The sequence below is a fragment of the Jannaschia faecimaris genome (genome assembly GCF_900107415.1).
GTDB classification, from domain to species: Bacteria; Pseudomonadota; Alphaproteobacteria; order Rhodobacterales; family Rhodobacteraceae; genus Jannaschia; species Jannaschia faecimaris.
The window spans coordinates 16,209-35,250 of sequence record NZ_FNPX01000010.1 but is presented as its reverse complement, the minus strand read 5'-3'; the positions used below and the strand labels follow the sequence as shown (position 1 = coordinate 35,250).

Genomic DNA, 19,042 nt, shown 5'->3' with positions numbered 1-19,042 from the left:
CAGAGAAGCCGGGGCGGAAGCCCCGGCCTCTTGTCTTTGCCGATATAAACTCAGTCGTCAGATGATCGGATGCCAATCAACTGGTCCATCATGGTAGAGGGTTGTGCGCATCCCGCCTCGCCAACAATCCGGGCGGGTACGCCCGCCACCGTAGTCTTCGGTGGCACATCCTCAAGCACAACCGATCCTGCCGCAATCCGCGAGCAATGACCGATCTTGATGTTTCCAAGAACCTTTGCTCCAGCGCCGATCAAAACACCGTCCCCTATCTTCGGGTGCCGGTCATCGTCTTCCTTACCCGTCCCGCCCAGCGTCACCGAATGCAACATCGAAACATTATCTCCCACAACTGCTGTCTCACCGATAACAATAGAATGTGCGTGATCAATCATGATGCCGCGCCCGATCTGGGCACCCGGATGAATATCGACTCCGAAAAGCTCTGAAATTCGCATCTGAACGAAGTAGGCGAGATCCCTACGGCCTTCCATCCAAAGCCAGTGCCCGATCCGGCTGGCCTGTACAGCCCTGTAGCCCTTGAAAAACATCAGCGGCTGCAAGAAACGATCACAGGCTGGGTCACGTTCATAAGTCGCCACAATATCAGCACGCGCCGCCGTGGCGATACGCGGATCATCGGCCAAAGCCGTGTCCGCAACTTCGCGCAGAATTTGCTCGCTCATCTCAACTGAAGCCAGCTTTTGCGCGAAGTGATAAGCAAGCGCATCTTCTAATAGATCGTGCTGTAGAACAGATGAATGAGTAAGTCCGCCCAGAACAGGCTCATCTTGGGCTGCCTGACGCGCCTCCACAGTAATCCTATCCCAAACCGGGTCGATTGAATGCAATTTCTTGCTCGGCATCCGCATTGCGCATCTCCATCTTTGAGTTTTGATCTAAGCCTTCCGCCCGACCAAAGCAAACTGGGATCACGGAACCGCGATATACGCCTCAGCGCCTGATCCAACGTCTTCCGATATCTGAGCGACGGACAGCCGGAGCGGTCCAACTTCCGGGTTATCGAGACTTTGATTGTCGATGAACACCTCTGGCAGGACTGTATCAATCTCGAATGAAACGCTCTCATCGCTCCGTAACACCTGAACGCGGTAGCGCTCCCGCGCTTCTCCAGTTGGCACATCAGCGGCACCCCAACCGTCTCCGCCAACCCTGGATCGCCGGATCCATGACACCGCAACACCGTCCGGCTGTCGTGTGGCCCTCAGATGCGCTGGCGCGTAGGGCCTAAGTCCTTCGCCACGTACCACGATTTTTTCCTGAAGGTATGCCTCGTTTTCCAGCGGAAGACGCGCAGGGCCAGTTCTGAAATAGCGTTCTACACCCAAGGTTTCCTTGGCGAACTCTAACTGGGCCAAGTTCGAACCGAGGAACACAATTGTGGAGCCGATAGGGCGGGTCTCGCACATTGTCCATTCTGTCCCCCGCTGACCCCGCAATCGTCTGGACAAGCCCCACAAGCCTGGCGCAACAAGCCGGGCGTGCTGGAATTGGAAAACCTCCCACCCAGTCAGAGATCCATCGTTTATCGCCGCAGCATTCGCGCCTGACAGCAGGGCTTTGAGCGACACAGACTCTAGCGTCTCGTTGCGAACCCGCACGAGCAATTCGGGACCATTATCGAACACCGACGGTCGGGCGGGATCAAGAACGGTTTCCGTCACGCCATTTACTGTTGGCAGATTGATCAAGGAGTTCAGCCCATAATTTGCATCATCGCTAGACGAATATATCGCTACCGTACCGGGCCAAGGCGAAGCAGACACGGCAATATAGGGAGAATAGGGCACCTCCTCGCCAGTCAGGAGAGGCAATTCCAGAAACGTTGAATCCACTGGCAGCGGAGCCAGCGGACGAACGCGACCAGACCCGTCTTCAACACGGTCACTCGGCTCATATTGGGCGCGCTCGGTCCTTACTGCTTGAACTTTGCGCCCGCCAGCATCCTCAAGCCGGTCTATCCGCCAGAGGTCACCTGTCTCGTCGATCTGAATTAGTTGCCCCGGTTTGTATTGACGCATCGATGGGGCGAGTTCCAGTTCTACAGTGTCTCGCGAAATGTTTGTCTCGGTCAAAAACCGTTCCGCCAATCCGTGCGCTTCCCCTTTGCTCAGGCTCAACGGCACCTCGGATTGGGAGACCGGTGAGTCCGAGTTGCCCGGCAGGCCCGCGTCCGCAACGCGAATCTCAAAGTCGCCCTCCGAATTCATGTGGTTGACAAGTACACGTTTCGGCGCTTCAGCAAATGCCGCGCGCTGCCGTACGATGACAGGGCCGTCCCGCCTGACGAAAAAGTTAGGATCAAGCTTCGCTTCGGGCGCATCTGCACGCATGAAGAAGACTATTCTTCCGGCTTGCTCGCTCGCTTCAATCCCATAGGTCATCATCAGAGGCTGAAGATCGGCACGCGCGCTTTGAACATTTGCCATGACATAGCCGCGAACGACCCCTTCAACGCGCGAAACATCATAGTCACGCAATCCGGCCAAACTACAGATTTGCGCAACAACGTTCGCAAGCGGCTGGTTTGCGGTCCGCCCAGAAATCCAGTGCCCGCGCGCGTAGTTCTGGGCATCACTCCAGTGGGACGCCAGCTCCGGAAAATAGGGCCACGGTCTTGTGTCCCACGCCCATGCAAGGCTTCTCGATAAATCTACCATCCGGCCATCGTAAACCTCGGATTTTGGATTTCGGCTGGAGTCATTCCAATACGCAAGCAGACTCCGCAGATACTGCATCTGCATCGTGTCATCCGGCCGCCCGTCTGAGTGTCGAGGCAGGCTCGACTCTGACGATTTTTCATCAATGAACTTGTTGGGTTGGTTGGCACCCCTGTCTATGGCCGCACAGCCATATTCAGTGAACCGGATTGGCTTCGACCCCGGAACCCACGCCGTCGGCTGCTCCGCTCTCGTCCCATCAATTCGGTCATGATGTGCATTGGTCCACCAACTTCGGATGTCCTTATAGCGATAAACCCACGGCTCTCCGTGGGCCCCGTCAGATATTGGAACGCGCCGCTGCGACGCTCGGGCTTCTGGGGTTGGATAGTGCCAGTCAAAACCCTCGCCCCCTTCGATATTCGATTGAAGATATTCGAGGTTGTTCGTAGTGCGGAATGCTGCATCAAGATGCGCGTCCCCGTCTCGCCAATCCGCCAGCGGCATATAGTTGTCGATACCAACGAAATCGATCGCAGGGTCAGCCCATAGCGGGTCCAGATTGAAGTGAACGTTGCCCGTATCAGCCGGCTGATAACCATAGTATTCAGACCAGTCCGCTGCGTAAGAGATCTTTGTATCCGGCAAGATGCCTCGAACATCGCGCGCAAGATCGCGCAAGGCCTCCACTGATGGAAAACTGTCTCCCTCTGCTCGAATACGGGTCAGACCGCGCATCTCTGATCCGATGCAAAAGGCTTCGACGCCGCCAGCCTCTGCGCACAGCTTCGCGTAGTGCAAGATGAAACGGCGATACGACCAGTCGTCCGCCGGGCCTTGAATAATACGATGCCCATGCCGGAAGGTGCTTCCGGTGCTCTTAACGATGATCTCCGATCCATCGGTCCGACCAAAGAAGGCCTCGACTTCTGTGCGGGCTTGCAATGTCCGGTCGCTTGATCCGTTTTGATGGGCCGCCAGTCCAGTCGTAATCCGGCCCCTCCACGGCAGAGCTGGTTGCTCCTCAGATCCATAGGGGTCTGGCAGGCCATTCCCAGCCAATTGGTCCATCATAATAAACGGGTAAAACGTGATCGCGAGTCCACGCTCATTCAGATCACGGATCGCCTCTATCACTGAAAGATCGCTCGGGGTTCCACCATAGACAGGACGGCCACCCTTCATCGGCACCGTGCCGGCTGTTGCGCGGGTCTGACCGGAGACGTTCCAAAACTGCCCCGTTCCTTCAACGTCAGTATGCTCAACCCGTGGCTTGATTTCGCACTCTCCGCAGCGCAGATCATCCCCGAACCACGACACCAAAAGCGACACGGATTTCAGGTTTGGCAACTCCTCCACCAAATCATCCATCGAGACCCGAAAATCGGCGATCCCCTGTGGCGTATTCACATTCGCCGAGTCCTTCTCACCGGCCTTATTGAAATGCACCGCCGTCGTTGCCAAAGCAAATTCACCGCTTCCGGGAACCAGTGCCACGCCCTCGATCAGAGATGACGGAGCCGGTACTTCCCCAGGAACCTCGATCGTACGAACGACCTCGAACGACAGTTGCGGCACGCGATTCCCGTATGGTGTCAAATCAAGATCTTCAAACATGACGTACGCGACACCGCGAAATGCCGGGGCATTGTCCGCCCCCTCGATTGCCTCGATTAGCGAGTCTGGCATCTGATCTTCCGTGCCGCGATAGACTCGCATCAATACCGAGGATCGCGCAATCTCTTTGCCGTCGGCCCATATCCGCCCGATCCGGGTGATCTCGCCCTCTGCCACGGCGACTGCAAGAGATACCGAATAGCTAAAGGAAGTCTGTTTCGGGGCCCTTGGCGCTCCCTTGCCTCCACCACCTGTGGTCTCGCGTGTTTCTCTGAATCGGCTCGCCCAAATGACCTGTCCCGACAATCGAACGCGTCCGATCGCCCTAGGAATGGGTGCACCCTCCGATGCGCTGATCAACCGCAACCTATCCAGCCGTCCGACCTCAACCGCATCAGCCCCGGCACCCAGAATCGACTGATCGATGACGCGCCCTAGTGTGGCTCCGACTGCGCGGCCAACCACTGCCCCGCTCAAGCCAAGAAACGACCCGCCGAGACTTCCTCCGACCGCTGCTCCGACTGCTCCTAAGACGAGTGTCGCCATGATCAGTTCTCCTCGTCAATGATTGGGGGAAAGTCGAATCGCGCCGCGATCCTGCGGTTCCAGGGCGACGACAAATGGGTTTCCACCACACCATGCCCGGTGTACGCGTGTATGAAAGTCGGTGTGTTGCCGCCATCACCAATGATACCAAGGTGCTTGGCTATAGCTGCATCGCGCATTCGAAAGAGCAGCAGCTCTCCCGCTTGGAACGATCGCGATCTCGGGACGCGGGCTAGGTGACGCCCTGCCGCTTCGAACAACACTTCAAGGCCCTGCGGTTCGGCCCAGTCTCGGGAATAGGCGGGGACAGCTTCAGGCTCGTCGCCATACAACTCGCGCCAGACACCGCGCACCAAGCCCAAGCAATCCGTTCCCCCACCCCTCAGAGAAGCCTGATGCACGTATTTCGTCCCGATCCAGGCACGGGCAGCCGTTACAATTGCATTCACAACTTGCCACCGTCATTTCCCCCGCCGGAAACAGGATAGGTCAACAGCCAATCCTCGCCGGGAATCTGAGGAAAACCTCTAAAATTTAATAAGTTGTCAAACTTCAATCGGCACGTCGACATGCGCTTGTCACAACCGGCGTTGATCTTCACCCGATCCCCGGGTTCGATTGCTCTTCGCAAAGACTGCCAAAGTCCCAACTCTCGGACTTCTTCCCGCGTGCGGTCAGTCTTGATCCGTTCCAAGGCCCCTTGTGCTGCGCCAGACAGGACGATCAATTGTCCGTTCTCAAACCACTTCGGCGGGAAATCTCGCAAGAGCGGCAGCATGACCAGCCGATCATCGCTGGAAGCGGATACCTCCACCTCCGTGGTGAACATTGGCCCAAGCTCATGGCGGCAGCGTTCGTCGCCTAGCGCGGCATCGCAGCGTGACTGGTAGACGCGTCCCCGCGCCTTGTTCAACGTCTCAGAAAGCCCGCGCAATTCAGCCGTAAAGGCACCCTCGCCCCAGGAAATCTCACCAAGCGAGCCGCGGAACAGGACTTCGAAATCCTGCGCTGACTGCCAATTTACCAAGTAGCTCGTGACTTCCGCACCATCCCAAAGGCCTGCGCGAATATCCTCTCCTCGGATCGCATCATGACTTAGCGCGCCCTGCGCCTCTGCATTGTCCACCGCCAATCCGGTTGAGGCCTGCAAGGCACCGGCTGTCATCCCGGAAGCTGCCAAACAGGCAACGCCCTCCACGATCAATTCAAGATCGTGATCGGTAAATCCAAGGGTCAAGCCATCTTTGCGCCGTACGATCCACGCCCGACAAACCGTCGTACAGCCGCTGGCCATGTGCTCCGCAAGCATACTCATACTCGCAACTCCACGACCGGCACATCTGGGACTTCGCCCGCCTGGAAGTTGGCAACCGACGTCCGGATCGCGTCGGTATCGAAACGAACCGGCACGTCGAATTCAAACCCGGCAGTCACCTCAACGGCGATATCAGGCGGCTCCACAAAGCTTACGAGTCCCGACTCGTGGTCCACGGTATAGTGCACCTGATATGTTAGCTCGTCGTCCTGCACCCCAGCCAATACGCTGCGCGGCACCGGCTTGGTGATCGGACGGGTGTAGTCCTGGTTGCCCGAAACATAGGTCTTGGAGAGCTGGAATACCTTCGCCTGACCGTCGCCAACCCCGATGACCTGGTCGCGAAAACTGATCTGGTCCGAAGGCCGGCTGGACTTGCAGTCGGCCCAGTCTTTCCATCGAAATCCGTGCAGTTGCCCACGCCGTGCTTCGAAAAACGCGATCAAGTCTTCTACGTCGTTCAGGGATCTCATCCCAACGCCCGCATCATAGCGCCGAAGCGAATGTGCCCAAGGCGTATTGCGCTCCTCGTGCCCATTAGCGAGCGTGACGATCTCGGTTAAACGCTCCGGCCCGCCAATGGAGCCCAAGGACAAGCGTGGCGGGAACCGTATTTCGTGGAAAGACATCGACACCTCCTCAGCGATTGCGTGCACCGCGCGACAGGGCGCGGGACATTTCAGCGGCAACTTGGCTGCGGGACCGCCTGAAGCCCTGTACATCCGGCGTCGCAATATTCATGTTGATGGTGACAGCGCCGCTCCCACCTTGTGCTGCCACGCCCAAGCTGCCGTCCGGCCCGCGCCGTAGAGGCATGATGGCCTCCGGGCCAGCTTCGCCCATCAGGCCAGTTCCACCACGCATCGGAAACATCGACGCCGCACTGATCACACCGCCCTTTGCAAAGGGCATGACACGGCCCTGAGCGAAACTCGCCCCGTCTGCAAAGGGCAAAACGGCGTTGATTCCGCTCGCCAATGTTCCGCCAAGCGCCTGACTGACAGGCCGCACTGCCGCGTTATAGGATGCGTTGACCATGGACTGCGCCAACGTACTCAGGGCATCTGACAGCTTCTGACCGTCAAAAGCCACACCATCAAAGGCGCGCTTCAGTGACCCGCCGAATGACCGGGACAGGCCCTGCACCTCCCGTTGGGTGAAAAGCATCTGCCCTTCCAAGGTGCCAAGCGCCGCCGTGAATCGTGCCACGACCACCTCTGACCCGCCCAGCCGCGCTTCCAACGCATCGAGTTTCTCATCCAGGCCTTCGCCAACCACATCATCCATCTTTGCTTTCCTCCGTGTCCGGGAATCGGGCGGCCAGCGCATCAAGCCCCGCCCGGTCCATCGGCAATCGTCCGTCCCCATGCCCCAATAAAAACGCTAACTCCGCTGGTGTCAGTGCCCAGAATTCCGCAGGCTTTAGTCCGAGCCTGCGGAGACCCGCCGCCATGAGCGCAGGCCAATCAAGCCCGATGTCAGACACCCGTTTCATGATCCCGGCAGGGCGAACGCTCTTCCCAGCAGCAACGCGGCAACCCGCGTCGCTTCGGGGGGGCCGCCCTCGATTTCCGCGGACAAAAGCGTTCCGGCGTTGCCGCGCCACCCGCCGCCCCGCAGTCCAGCCAAGAGGAGCTGCGCCACGTCGCGTGCGCGGAACCCGCCGCTTTCAAACCGGGAAACCAGCGCAACCAGGCTATCTTCGTCCAGGTCGGCCTCCAATTCGGCCAGCGCGCCCAATGTCAGCTTCAGGACATATCGCTGGCCATTCAATACCAGCGCCACTTCGCCCGCGAAGGGGTTCCCATACTCCATCAAAGCGGCGTAAAGATCAGCTCGCCCGCTGACGCGAGCGCGATTTCATAGGTGGCTTCTCCATCATGGGTGCCACCATATTCCAGTGAGGTGATCTGAAATGGCCCCTCCACGATTCCAAAGTCCGGAATGATGACCTGGAACGCAGGCACCTCTCCATCGAAGAACAGCTGTCTCGCCCGCGCATCCGTGCCAGCATCTCGGAAAATGCCCGATCCCGATACGGCGGCTGACTTTACGCCCCCACCCCCCAACAATTCGCGCCAACCGCCGGCACTTTCAGTCGAGGTGACGTCGATACTTCCAGCATTGAAAGTCAGCCGCGTCGCCCTCAGCCCCGCCAGCGTCACGAAAACGCCGGTTCCATCTTGGTCAACCTTCAACAAAAGGTCCTTGCCCGCTTGAACAGTCATGTTTCCATATCTCCTTGATTGGGCCTACAGACCCGGCTCATCTGTACGTGCCCGAAAGATCAGATCGATCCGCCGCGCGCCCTCAGCCTTGTCCCGCTTTGCTTGAGCTCGAACGAAGCGCAGCGACACCAGACGGCCCCGCGCCAGCGTCAGATCCGCGCGCGACAGTGCATCCGAAACCGCGACGGCCACTGCTTTGGCTGCGAGGTATCCCTTTCGTCGCGTTACAACGCTGATCGTCATCTGGTGCATTGCACCGGTGCCACCGCTGTCGCCGATGCCTCGCGCTCTCTCGGGTCCAATCGCCACGAACGGGTCTGGTGCATCCGTCGGAACATCGTCGAAAACGGCACCCGACAGCAGAGCGTCCACCGACGGATCGTCTATCAGGTGCGCGTAAATCGCGGCCTGGAGGCTCTCGCCCATCGCATAGGTCATGCCGTGCCTCCCGCACCGGGCGTTTCACTTGCCAGAATCGTCAGCACATGCGCGTCGTCGCAATGCGCGGCTTCGACCTCATAGACATGGGCCCCGTCACGCAGACGGTGACCCGGCTCCGGTCGCATTGAACTGCCTTCGGGCAATGCATGGGTTCGCATACGAACCTGTAATCTCGGCGTCCGCCCAAAGTCCCCATGCCGCAACGAGCCGGACCGCATTCTAACTTCGGCCCAAAGGCCTCCACGCTGCTCCCATGTCACGGCCTGCCCTCCGGCACCGTCGGAAGTGCGCACGGGAACCTCCAGCTTCAGGTACCGCGTGAAGACATGTGCCATCAGCCCCTCCCCCCAATCCGCAACGCCCGATATGGAGCCATAAGGCTCTCCGCCTGCGCCGTGACATCGTCGCCAGAATCCAACCCCTGCGCGATCATCAGAACAGCTTCGCGCAATGGGGCTGGAACCTGCGACCAGGCGCTATATCCAGCCGTCACCCTCAGCGTCAAAACGGCTCCGACCCGGAGTGAACGCTCGAATACAAGAACGGCCCGGTGCGGATGCGGCTCAACCAGAACCTCCCCAAGATCGACCACCGTCGTCCCCTGCTGAACTTCGGCTGCGATCACCTCTACCAGCGGCGAAATCGAAACAGCTTGGCGTGTGCCGTCCTTTGCCACGCCTCTCAGCATGAACTCCCGTGCGACCAACACCTTGCTCGTGCGTGTCTCCACGATGGCAATGGCCGCCCGCAAACGCCCTCGCAACCGAGCCATTTGGCCCGGAACGGACTCGAAGCCATCGGCCAAGCGCATTGACGCGGCCAAATCTGCCACCGGCAGAACGTCATCCTCGATCCCATCGGATCCCTGCACCATCATCGCCATCGGCACCTCCGCCTGCGTATTGGTTTCATATTCAACTGTGGAGCCAGTGCGCCGCGTGCGGACCAGGCCGGAAACACACCGGCCCCACCAACCTGCGTCCATCTCTGGTCGCATGAAGGGTTTCGTCCCCAGACGACCTCGCTTGGCCCCGACCGCGACAGTCGGGGCCGGCTGGGATCAGGCCAACGTGAACTTCAGCAGCTTGATCGCCGCGAAGTCGGTCACGTCACCTCCAACACGCTTGGTTGCATAGAACAGAACATGGGGTTTGGCGCTGAAGGGATCGCGCAGAACGCGCAGGTCAGGCCGCTCTGCGACCGTGTAGCCGGCACCGAAGTCACCAAATGCGATGGCGGTGGCATCCGCGCCGATATCCGGCATATCTTCGGCAATCAGCACCGGATACCCCATCAACTGCGCCGACTGACCGGCGGTCAGACTGTCCGACCACAGGAAGCGACCGTCCGCATCCTTCATCTTGCGCACCGCGCCAGCCGTCTTCGAATTCATGACGAAGGTGGCGTTGGCCCGATATTTTGCACCCAATGCATAGACCAAGTCTACGATTGCATCAGAAGGACGCTCTGCGTGAAAATCGTCCACTGCCCCGGTGGCGACATAGCCAAGCGCGCCCCAGGTCCAGCTTGCCTCGTCGACATTGGAATAGATCAGGAACCCCGTCGGCTTGTCGACGCCGTCACCTACGACAAAAGCTGCCGCTTCCGAGGATGCAAACTTGTCGGCGATACGCCCCGCAAGCCAGCCCTCGATGTCGAATGCCGCGTCGTCCAGCAACCGCTGCGAAGCCTTGGGCATTGCGGACAATTCGTGAAGCGGGATCGACACGCGGTCGAACTGCGGACTGACCGTCTCGGCAAAGCCGCCTGCCTCACTGGCCCAACCGGCACCCAGATCGGTGTGGTCAACCAAGACGTCATAAGACGTGGCATCCACATTGACGACATTGGCTACCGCCCGGATAGACGAGGCACCAGTCAGGACCGACTTCACCGTTTCCGCGGTCTGCGGGTCAACCAGGTATCCGCCCTCGGCGGACACGGCGGTATTCATTCCCTTGGCGTCCAGCGCCAAGGCGCGCAGCCCATCGTCGTCACCAGACCGCAGATAGGCGTCCATGGCCTTCTGGTGCGGGGCGTGGCTCATATCGTCGCTCGCCAGCTGGGGGCGTTGGGTCTTGTAGCTCATATTCAGCCGCTCTTCCTGTTGCTGCATCTTCTGGGTAATATTTTGGCGGAAGCCTCTGAAATCGCTGACCAGACCGGTCAGCGCTTCGGTGACTTCCCCGACGCCGTAATGACTCATCGGGTGTTCCTTTCCGTTGGGATCGGCGGCGTCAGTCGCGCGCCAGTTCAAGACGCGCGGACTGGATCGCCCGCGCCATTTCACGCAGAGGGTCTGCCTTGGTCCCAACCCGCGCACTGGGCAGCATTGGGAAGGTCACCAACGACACTTCCCAAAGCTCCAGTTCCTTCAGAAGCCTGCGGCCCTGACTGTCTTTCCCGGCCCGTTTGACCGTGTATCCGATGCTCAACCCGTCCAGCGCGCCCGCCTCGATCAGCTGCGCCGCCTCTCGCGCCTTCTCGACGCCCGGCAAAAGGCGGCCCTTGACGAACAGGCCCCGCGCGTCCTCGCGCACTTCGTCCCAGATACCGATCACTTGGGTAGGGTCGTGCTGCCAAAGCATCTTGACCCGCCGGCCCTCGACCGACATCCGCGCCAGGCTGTCGCAATAGGCACCTGCTTGCACGATATCTCGACCGGTATCTTCCACCCCGAACCACGATGCGTATCCCGCAACGCAGGAGCCATCCTCAAGACGCACGGGGGCATCCCCCTGCACGAACTTACGTTCCAGACCCATAGGCCCCTCCTATAATGAAATCAGGTAGTTGACGCCCTGCGCCAACACAGCCCCCGCTACGCCCATTACCGCCAGCCAAAGCCGCTTCTCCAGCCGCTCCAGCGTCCCCTCGATCTGCTCCAAACGGAACGTGAGTGCGTCCCAGCGCTCCTGCAAAACCCGTTCATTGGCATCGATCCGCGCGTTGGCCGCATCGAACGGATCGTACAGAAACCGCGACCCTCCGCTGCGCGCCAAGCTCATGCGTCTTCCAATGGCGGCAGTCCAAGCATCCTGCGCTTCTCGACGTCTGTCAGGAATCTCGCCCCCGCGATCCGCGCCCATTCCGCATCCCGCTCGGCCTGCAAGGCGGGTACCCGGTCGCGGTCAATGGTCAGGGATACCGGCGCGCCGGAATGCCTGCCGATCCAATGGGCCAGTCCGTCGCAGATCTTCGCGACCAGCGGCACGACCGTCAGGCGATAGAACGCCCGGTTCGCTTCGACGTAGTTGGCGTAGGTCGCGTCACCGGGAATCCCCAGGATCATGGGCGGCACTCCGAAGGCCATCGCAATCTCGCGGGCCGCGGCCTCCTTTGTCTTCTGGAATTCCATATCGCTGGGGCTGAATCCCATCGGTTTCCAGTCCAACCCCCCGTCCAGCAGCATGGGACGCCCGGCGTTGCGCGCGCCTTGGTGCTGCGCCTCCATCTCCGCCGAAAGCATGTCGAACTGCTCCTGCGTCAGTCCCTCGCCCGAGTTAACAATCGCTCCCGAGGGCCGGGCCGCGTTGTCCAGCAAACCTTTCGACCAGCGCGACGCCGCGTTGTGCACGTCAACCGCCCCCGCCGCTGCCGACAGGGGCGACAGGCCGTAGTGATCGTCTTGCGGGTGGAACGCCCGGATGTGGCAGATCGGCGAGATTTCACCGACCCGAAACCGATGCGTGCGCCCTCCCACGGTGTAGTCGAAGGCAACCGGCCAGCCATCCGCCCCGGGCACCACTGCCATCCGGTCCGACCGCAGCACGTGCAGTTCCGCCGGCAGGCCGCCCGCCCCTACCGCTTCCACGTATACATTTCCCGACAGCAGGAACTGCCCGAACACAGTCTCCAGGAACTCGCTCCGGCCCTGCGCCCCGTTTGGGCGTGCCAATAGCGACAGAACCGGGTGAACATCCATGCGTCCGTCGCTATCCGAACACACCAACGGCATCGCCGCCGCCGCCTCCGCGATCAACTTGACCGCCCGAAACCCCACGGGATTCCCGGAAAAGCCCAGCCGCATCAACGTGCCCGTGTCACGTGGCGACCAGACGGCGCGTCCGGCCGCACCCATCGCCGCCAGTCGCCCCGTGGCCGAGGCTTTCGCCTCCGGCACCTGCGCCGCGGCCTTCCGTTTGAATCCGAACATCGTCCGTCCTTCCGTCTGCCCAAAAGAAAAGGGCCCTTGCGGGGGCCCTTCACTCGTTCGTTTCAATGTCTTCAATTCCGCCGCGTTTGCGCAGGTTCAGAGTTGACGCATCCGCGGTCCAGCCCTTGAAAGCGCCGGGTCAAGCAACGCCGCCCACAGCGCCCAGACAAGCGCGTCCACTCGGTCCGGCGATCCGCGTCCCGCGTATCCGGTGACCGACATCCGGCACATCTGGTCTTCCAACTCACCCAGGCCCCTGCGGTGCCGTACCCGGCCCTGCTCATAAAGCGCGGCAACCGGCTCGGCCCGAGCGCCCTTGCCATGTCGCGCCATCACTTTGCGATAGCTCACCGTCGGCGTAACCTGCCGCAACACCGCTTCGATCATGTCTCCGCCCTGGTTGCCCTCTGCCACGACGCGGTCGGCACCCCATCGCTCATAGGCCGTTGCCACAGCCTTGGCCCAGTCCGTCGGCGAAGCTGCGGACACCGTCGCATCTTCCAGCACCCAGGCTTTCCAGTCCTTCACGGGGCCTTTCGTAACCGCGCCAACGACCACGATCCCGGTTTCGTCGGATGTCCCTTTTGACGAAACCGCCGGGTCCACACCGACGATCACGCGGTCAAACGTCGGGACATCGTCCACCCGCAACGCATCCAGAACGGGTGTCGTCCAGAACGCTCCCTCGATGTCCTCCAGAAGCAAACCTTCCAATTCCTGACGGCCCAGACGGGTGCCGCCATAGCGCTCCATGACCTCCTCCAGAAAGCCGCGCGCCAGATTGGCGCGATTGGCCTCGGTCGCCGCGTGGGTAGATACGGTAGATGTTCTGCTCAGGATATCTTTCAATACGTCCACGTTCTTGGGCGTCGTCGTCACTACCACCTGCGGCCGGTCGCCCAATCGCAGCCCAAATTGCAACATGTCCCAGGCCTCCTGCGGTCGTTTCCACTTCGCCAGTTCGTCCACCCACGCGGCATCGAACTGAGGGCCACGCAGGGCCTCGAAGTCATGCGCCGAAAACGCCTGCGCCTCGGCTCCGTTCGGCCAGACCAGCTTGCGCTGGCCTGCCTTCCATTGCGGCTTCCGGTCCGGGGGAGAGCATCGCAAGATGCCGCTCTCCCCCTCGATCATAACATCCCGTACCTGATCATAGGTTTCGCCGACCAGCGCCACGCGTCGCGCGCTTCCGGCCATCAACGGGCGGGAGCCTTCGACCCGATCTCTGACCCACTCCGCGCCGGCGCGGGTTTTGCCCGCGCCCCGTCCACCCAGGATCACCCATGTCCGCCAATCCTCTTGTGGTGGCAACTGATGGTCCAAGGCCCAAAACTCGAAGAGATAGGGCAAGGCCTGCAATTCATTCTCGCTCAGCGACTCCAGAAACGCTTCCCGGATCGCTCGCGGCGCGGATGCTATCGAGACGCCCCCGTATCGCAGCGCGTGCCGCGTCGAGGTCGAGTCCACCTCCGCCCGTCTGCTGTCGTAAGGCATCAGACACCTTCCCTTCTTCAAGTACGGCCAATGTCACCGCCTTGCCCAGGTCGCGTTGAAGCGCCGTCAAATCGGCTGCCTTCAATTCGTCCTCGGTCATTGCGTTCAGTTCGCCAAGTTTTCGTTGTACCGTTTGCCGTAGCGCCTCCATGCCTGCCAAGGCCGCTTCGACGCGTGATTTGAACCCCTCCGGTGAATCCTTGCCCAAGGGTTCGACGATTTGCTCTTCCATGTAGTCAGCTCCGCGCAGGTGTAAGTGACCCGGTCCGCACGATGGGAAATGGTTCGAAGTCGCCCGGTTCCCCGGTTCGCCTCGCCCATCTCCTCCAGCTTGGATCAAAGATGTTTTTGAGCGCGCGCCGGGTCAACACAAATTCGACCGGGATCGGAGAATTTCCTCAAACGTCTGATTTCAAATAAAATCTATAGAAACACCAAAGGGCCGCCCACCGGACGGCCCTTCGCCAAATCAACCAACTTACCTCAGTTACCCGAGGTGGCACCCCGCGCCGCTTCGATCGCGCGCCATTCTGCCACGTTCTCGTTATGCTCGGCCAGCGTATCTGCAAAGGCGTGCCCACCCGATCCGTCGGCAACGAAAAAGACAAAGCTCGTCTCCTCAGGGTTCAACGCAGCCCGGATCGACGCTGCTCCCGGATTTGCAATCGGTGTCGGCGGCAGACCGTCAATGACATAGGTATTGTAAGGTGTCGCCGCACGCAGTTCCGACGCGCGTATGCCCCGGCCCAGCGGCCCACCCTGCCCGTTCGTGATGCCATAGATCACCGTCGGATCTGTCTGAAGTCGCATACCCTGGTTCAAGCGATTGACGAAAACACCTGCGACCGTCCGACGCTCTTCGGGCACACCGGTCTCTTTCTCGACGATAGATGCCAGGATCAGCGCCTCTTCCGGCGTTTCCACTGGCAGCCCCGGCACACGACTTGCCCAGGCATCCGCCAGGATTCGCTCCTGCGCCGACCGCATACGGCTCACCAAATCTTCAACACTCGACCCACTCACCACATCATAGGTATCCGGGGCCAACGTCCCCTCTGGCGGCAGCGGCAGATCATCCCCGCCCTCCAGGAAATCCACCACCTTCAACGCATCGACCACATCCCAGGACGTCAGGCCCGGCGCTACCGACACACGCCAGACAATCGGCACGCCACGCTCGATCAGTGCCGTGTATTCCTCAGGGACGTCATCCACGCCAGGTTGATATGTGGCGATCTCGATTGCTTCTTCCTGCCCCGGAATACGCTCTCGAACACGGATTTCCGGCCCCCTTTGGCGCACGAGATAAGTCACCGAATAGGGGAAGACCGACGGGCCACCAGCGGTAACGATATCCAGCACTTCAGGCATAGATGCACCGGCCGGTATCTCGTAAGTCCCGAACTTCAGATCACCAGCGCGCTCTGTGTACCTCGTGCCGATGCGAAAGACACTGCCCGACGATATGATACCCGCCGCTGCCAAATCCTCCGATACGCCGCGCATCGAAGCCCCGCGCGGCACCTCAAAAAATGTCGCCTCGGTCAGCGGTCCCGGCTCGGCCCACTTGGATTTTCCTAACTGTACGATCCCCGCAAGACAGGCGATCAGAACCACACCAAGGGTCAGGGCGTTGGCTGCAATATGCTTCCACATCAGATGGTTGTGCCTCGAAGTTAAATCTTGCCCATGACAAGCGATGCGTTTGTGCCACCAAACCCGAAGGAGTTCGATAGCACCACGTCGATCTTGCGCTTCTCGGCCACTTTCGGCGCAAGCGAAATCTTCGTGTCCACTGCCGGTGTGTCCAGGTTCAGCGTTGGGGGTGCCACCTGATCTCGCAGCGCAAGAATACAGAAAATCGCCTCGACGGCACCCGCCGCGCCCAACAGATGCCCGATGGCTGATTTGGTCGACGACATTGTCGCCCCGGTGGCCGCGTCGCCCATCATCCGCTCCACCGCGCCCAGTTCGATCGTGTCGGCCATGGTGGAGGTGCCATGCGCGTTAATATAATCTACGTCCGCCGGCGTGATCCTCGCCGATTTCAATGCGGCACGCATCGAACGCTCAGCGCCATTGCCATCCTCCGCAGGTGCGGTGATGTGATAGGCATCGCCAGACATCCCGTAGCCCGTCACTTCGGCGTAAATTTTCGCGCCCCGCGCCTTGGCATGCTCGTACTCTTCCAAGACGACGACGCCGGCCCCCTCGCCCATAACGAACCCGTCGCGGTCGTCGGAATAGGGACGGGATGCCTTCTTGGGGTCGTCACCCCACTTGGTCGACAGTGCCTTGCAGGCGTTGAAACCCGCAATGCCGATCTCGGATATCGGGCTCTCGGCGCCGCCCGCAACCATGACGTCCGCATCACCCAAGGCAATCAGACGCGATGCGTCGCCGATGGCATGGGCCCCGGTCGAGCAGGCAGTGACCACCGCGTGGTTCGGCCCCTTGAATCCGTAGCGGATGCTCACCTGGCCCGAGACGAGGTTGATCAACGCCGACGGGATAAAGAAGGGCGACACGCGCCGAGGCCCACGTTCCTTCAGCAATATGGCTGTCTCGGCAATCGTCGAAAGCCCGCCGATTCCCGAACCGATCATCACGCCGGTCCGGAACTGACCTTCGTCATCATCAGGCTTCCACCCGGAATCCTCGACCGCCTGCACAGCCGCCGCCATACCGTATAAGATGAAATCATCAACCTTGCGCTGTTCTTTCGGGGCCATCCAATCGTCGGGATTGAAAGTCCCTGCGGTGCCATCGCCACGCGGAATTTCGCAAGCATAGGTCGTTGCCAGATGACCCGCATCGAACCGCGTGATCGGCCCTGCACCAGACTCGCCGGCAAGCAGACGCGTCCAAGTCTCCTCGACCCCGCAGGCCAAAGGCGTCACCATTCCAAGTCCCGTTACAACAACGCGGCGCATTTGCATCGGCCAAAACTCCAGTTCGTTTCCGCGCCTGATACACGGCAGACACCCGCCCCTCAAGACACAGGGTCTTTCCCGGCTTTTCAAATACTCCGGGGAGCACGACTCTCAGGCCCGCAGAGACAGCCGGCCCTAGCGCCCTTCGAACTTCGCTGGCCTCTTTTCCAGAAACGCCATTACGCCCTCCTTGAAATCGCGCGAGTGGCCAGCTTCACCCTGCAACTTCGCCTCCAGCGCCAGTTGCTCGTCCAGACTATTGTCGAACGACCCCCGGATCGCGCGCTTCACGTTGCGATAGGCCAGCGATGGGCCATTCGCCAAGTGCACCGCACGCTCGTTCCAGACGGTCTCGAACTCCCCATCCGGTACCGCTTCCCAGATCATACCCCAATCGCTGGCCTGGCGGGCGCTGACCGGCTCGGCGAACAAGGCGGCCCCCATCGCCTTGGCCATACCGATCTGGCGCGGCAACCAATAGGTTCCGCCCGCGTCAGGGATCAGGCCGATGCGCGTGAAGGCCTGCAAGAATACCGCCGACTCGGTGGCGATCACCACGTCGCAGGCCAGCGCCAAGTTTGCCCCCGCGCCCGCCGCCGGGCCATTCACCGCGGCAATGGTGGGAATGGCGCAGTCGAAAATCGCCTTGAGCATCGGCTCGTACTCATCCCGCAGCGTCCGCTCCAGGTTCAGGTTGTTGACGTTGGCCCGGTCACCCAGATCCTGACCCGAGCAGAACGCCCGGCCTTTGCCCGTCATCACCAGCACCCGCGCCGAGTCTTCGGCCACATGCACCGCGTGCAGGATTTCCGCGCGCATCTGGGTGGACAGCGCGTTCATCACATCCGGACGGTGCAGGGTAAGAACGGCGACGTTGTCGCGCGTGCTCAGGCGGATCGTCTCATAGTCCATGTCGGGCCTCCCATTTTGCCGCGATCCTAGGGCGGGCCGCGGCCCGGGGGAAGAGCTACCTCACGGCAGAACCAGACGGATCAGTGCGCGCTGCGTCGGGTCAGGCTTGCGGTTCACGCGGCGGTATTCGCTGCCGTCCAGCGTCCGCGTCAGCATCCCCTCACCAACCATTTCACGGCGGATCCCGGCGGCGTCGCGGAATGTGCAAAGGCCATGGATCACAGACGATATTTCCCGCTCGGTCAGAACCGCCTTCGGGTCCAAACGCGCCCAGATCGGCCAAAGACACAGCGTACGAAGGCTACGCTTGGCCGGCCAACCGATGAACAATCCTTCCGGATTGAATCTGGCGCGGGCCCGCCGCACGAGTGCGAGGTTCGGCGGGACTTCGGCCTCCTTCTCCGCCCAACCATGTGCGGCCTTCAGGTGTTGGAAATTGCGATAGCCCGCAGCCCGCGCCACGGTGTTCAGCATCGTCTGATGCGTGGTCTCCCCGGATAACTGGCTGCGCAGGCTGCGCGCAAACAGGCTCACGTCCTCGACCAAAATGGGGATTGCATCCCTAGGCATGATATCTCTCCTGCCGTCATCACACTCCACCGGGGAGTCAGGTGGCCGCCAATGCCCGTCGGATGACGGATGGGATCATCATGGATCAGATTCGAATGCAGGTTCAGCATGGGCATTTGCCCGGCGGCGCCTTGGTGAACTGCGGACCGTGG

General features: G+C 60.7%; 22 protein-coding genes. All 22 read right to left on the bottom strand.

Going from position 1 to position 19,042, the window contains the following annotated elements; translation table 11 throughout:
• Positions 1-50: 50 nt before the first annotated feature.
• A complete protein-coding gene (gene cysE, locus BLV27_RS11665) occupies positions 51-869 on the bottom strand; it encodes a serine O-acetyltransferase (RefSeq protein ID WP_092646152.1) in 819 nt (272 codons plus the stop codon).
• 60 nt (positions 870-929) lie between these two features.
• A complete protein-coding gene (locus BLV27_RS11660) occupies positions 930-4,841 on the bottom strand; it encodes a baseplate multidomain protein megatron (protein WP_092646150.1) in 3,912 nt (1,303 codons plus the stop codon).
• Between the two features lie 2 nt (positions 4,842-4,843).
• The gene (locus BLV27_RS11655; protein ID WP_092646148.1) at positions 4,844-5,290 is read right to left on the bottom strand and encodes an NlpC/P60 family protein; all 447 of its coding nucleotides are present in this window, start codon (positions 5,288-5,290) and stop codon (positions 4,844-4,846) included.
• Positions 5,287-6,156 carry a DUF2163 domain-containing protein gene (locus tag BLV27_RS11650; protein ID WP_092646146.1) on the bottom strand — a complete coding sequence of 290 codons (870 nt, stop codon included), beginning with the start codon at positions 6,154-6,156 and terminating at the stop codon, positions 5,287-5,289. The genes BLV27_RS11655 and BLV27_RS11650 overlap by 4 nt, the downstream gene beginning before the upstream one ends.
• The gene (locus BLV27_RS11645; protein WP_092646144.1) at positions 6,153-6,785 is read right to left on the bottom strand and encodes a DUF2460 domain-containing protein; all 633 of its coding nucleotides are present in this window, start codon (positions 6,783-6,785) and stop codon (positions 6,153-6,155) included. Before BLV27_RS11645 ends, BLV27_RS11650 begins: the two co-directional genes overlap by 4 nt.
• Before the next feature lie 10 nt (positions 6,786-6,795).
• Positions 6,796-7,443: a phage tail tape measure protein gene (locus BLV27_RS11640; protein ID WP_092646142.1), complete on the bottom strand. Its 648-nt coding sequence runs from the start codon at positions 7,441-7,443 to the stop codon at positions 6,796-6,798.
• Positions 7,436-7,651, bottom strand: coding sequence for a rcc01693 family protein (locus tag BLV27_RS11635; protein ID WP_092646140.1), 216 nt, complete (start codon positions 7,649-7,651; stop codon positions 7,436-7,438). Before BLV27_RS11635 ends, BLV27_RS11640 begins: the two co-directional genes overlap by 8 nt.
• The gene (locus BLV27_RS11630) at positions 7,648-7,971 is read right to left on the bottom strand and encodes a gene transfer agent family protein (RefSeq protein ID WP_092646138.1); all 324 of its coding nucleotides are present in this window, start codon (positions 7,969-7,971) and stop codon (positions 7,648-7,650) included. Before BLV27_RS11630 ends, BLV27_RS11635 begins: the two co-directional genes overlap by 4 nt.
• Positions 7,971-8,384, bottom strand: coding sequence for a phage major tail protein, TP901-1 family (locus tag BLV27_RS11625; protein WP_092646136.1), 414 nt, complete (start codon positions 8,382-8,384; stop codon positions 7,971-7,973). Before BLV27_RS11625 ends, BLV27_RS11630 begins: the two co-directional genes overlap by 1 nt.
• Before the next feature lie 24 nt (positions 8,385-8,408).
• Positions 8,409-8,822: a DUF3168 domain-containing protein gene (locus tag BLV27_RS11620; RefSeq protein WP_092646134.1), complete on the bottom strand. Its 414-nt coding sequence runs from the start codon at positions 8,820-8,822 to the stop codon at positions 8,409-8,411.
• Complete coding sequence (locus BLV27_RS11615; protein ID WP_092646132.1) at positions 8,819-9,160, bottom strand: head-tail adaptor protein; 342 nt, start codon at positions 9,158-9,160, stop codon at positions 8,819-8,821. The genes BLV27_RS11620 and BLV27_RS11615 overlap by 4 nt, the downstream gene beginning before the upstream one ends.
• On the bottom strand, positions 9,160-9,822 hold the full coding sequence (locus tag BLV27_RS11610) for a head-tail connector protein (RefSeq protein WP_092646130.1): 663 nt from the start codon (positions 9,820-9,822) through the stop codon (positions 9,160-9,162). The genes BLV27_RS11615 and BLV27_RS11610 overlap by 1 nt, the downstream gene beginning before the upstream one ends.
• A gap of 63 nt (positions 9,823-9,885) precedes the next feature.
• Complete coding sequence (locus BLV27_RS11605; protein ID WP_092646128.1) at positions 9,886-11,031, bottom strand: phage major capsid protein; 1,146 nt, start codon at positions 11,029-11,031, stop codon at positions 9,886-9,888.
• A 31-nt stretch (positions 11,032-11,062) separates the two neighbouring features.
• Positions 11,063-11,590 carry an HK97 family phage prohead protease gene (locus tag BLV27_RS11600; RefSeq protein WP_092646126.1) on the bottom strand — a complete coding sequence of 176 codons (528 nt, stop codon included), beginning with the start codon at positions 11,588-11,590 and terminating at the stop codon, positions 11,063-11,065.
• Between the two features lie 9 nt (positions 11,591-11,599).
• A complete protein-coding gene (locus BLV27_RS11595) occupies positions 11,600-11,833 on the bottom strand; it encodes a GTA head formation protein, RCAP_rcc01685 family (protein WP_092646124.1) in 234 nt (77 codons plus the stop codon).
• Positions 11,830-12,981: a phage portal protein gene (locus tag BLV27_RS11590; RefSeq protein ID WP_092646122.1), complete on the bottom strand. Its 1,152-nt coding sequence runs from the start codon at positions 12,979-12,981 to the stop codon at positions 11,830-11,832. Before BLV27_RS11590 ends, BLV27_RS11595 begins: the two co-directional genes overlap by 4 nt.
• A gap of 96 nt (positions 12,982-13,077) precedes the next feature.
• Positions 13,078-14,421: a DNA-packaging protein gene (locus BLV27_RS11585; protein ID WP_425283657.1), complete on the bottom strand. Its 1,344-nt coding sequence runs from the start codon at positions 14,419-14,421 to the stop codon at positions 13,078-13,080.
• A complete protein-coding gene (locus BLV27_RS19770) occupies positions 14,342-14,707 on the bottom strand; it encodes a hypothetical protein (protein ID WP_244504634.1) in 366 nt (121 codons plus the stop codon). The genes BLV27_RS11585 and BLV27_RS19770 overlap by 80 nt, the downstream gene beginning before the upstream one ends.
• A gap of 251 nt (positions 14,708-14,958) precedes the next feature.
• Positions 14,959-16,131: an endolytic transglycosylase MltG gene (mltG, locus tag BLV27_RS11580; protein WP_092646118.1), complete on the bottom strand. Its 1,173-nt coding sequence runs from the start codon at positions 16,129-16,131 to the stop codon at positions 14,959-14,961.
• A 20-nt stretch (positions 16,132-16,151) separates the two neighbouring features.
• Complete coding sequence (fabF, locus tag BLV27_RS11575; RefSeq protein ID WP_092646323.1) at positions 16,152-17,408, bottom strand: beta-ketoacyl-ACP synthase II; 1,257 nt, start codon at positions 17,406-17,408, stop codon at positions 16,152-16,154.
• 135 nt (positions 17,409-17,543) lie between these two features.
• On the bottom strand, positions 17,544-18,320 hold the full coding sequence (locus BLV27_RS11570; protein ID WP_092646116.1) for an enoyl-CoA hydratase-related protein: 777 nt from the start codon (positions 18,318-18,320) through the stop codon (positions 17,544-17,546).
• Positions 18,321-18,380: 60 nt separating this feature from the next.
• Complete coding sequence (locus tag BLV27_RS11565) at positions 18,381-18,890, bottom strand: DUF2087 domain-containing protein (protein WP_092646114.1); 510 nt, start codon at positions 18,888-18,890, stop codon at positions 18,381-18,383.
• Between the last annotated feature and the right edge of the window lie 152 nt (positions 18,891-19,042).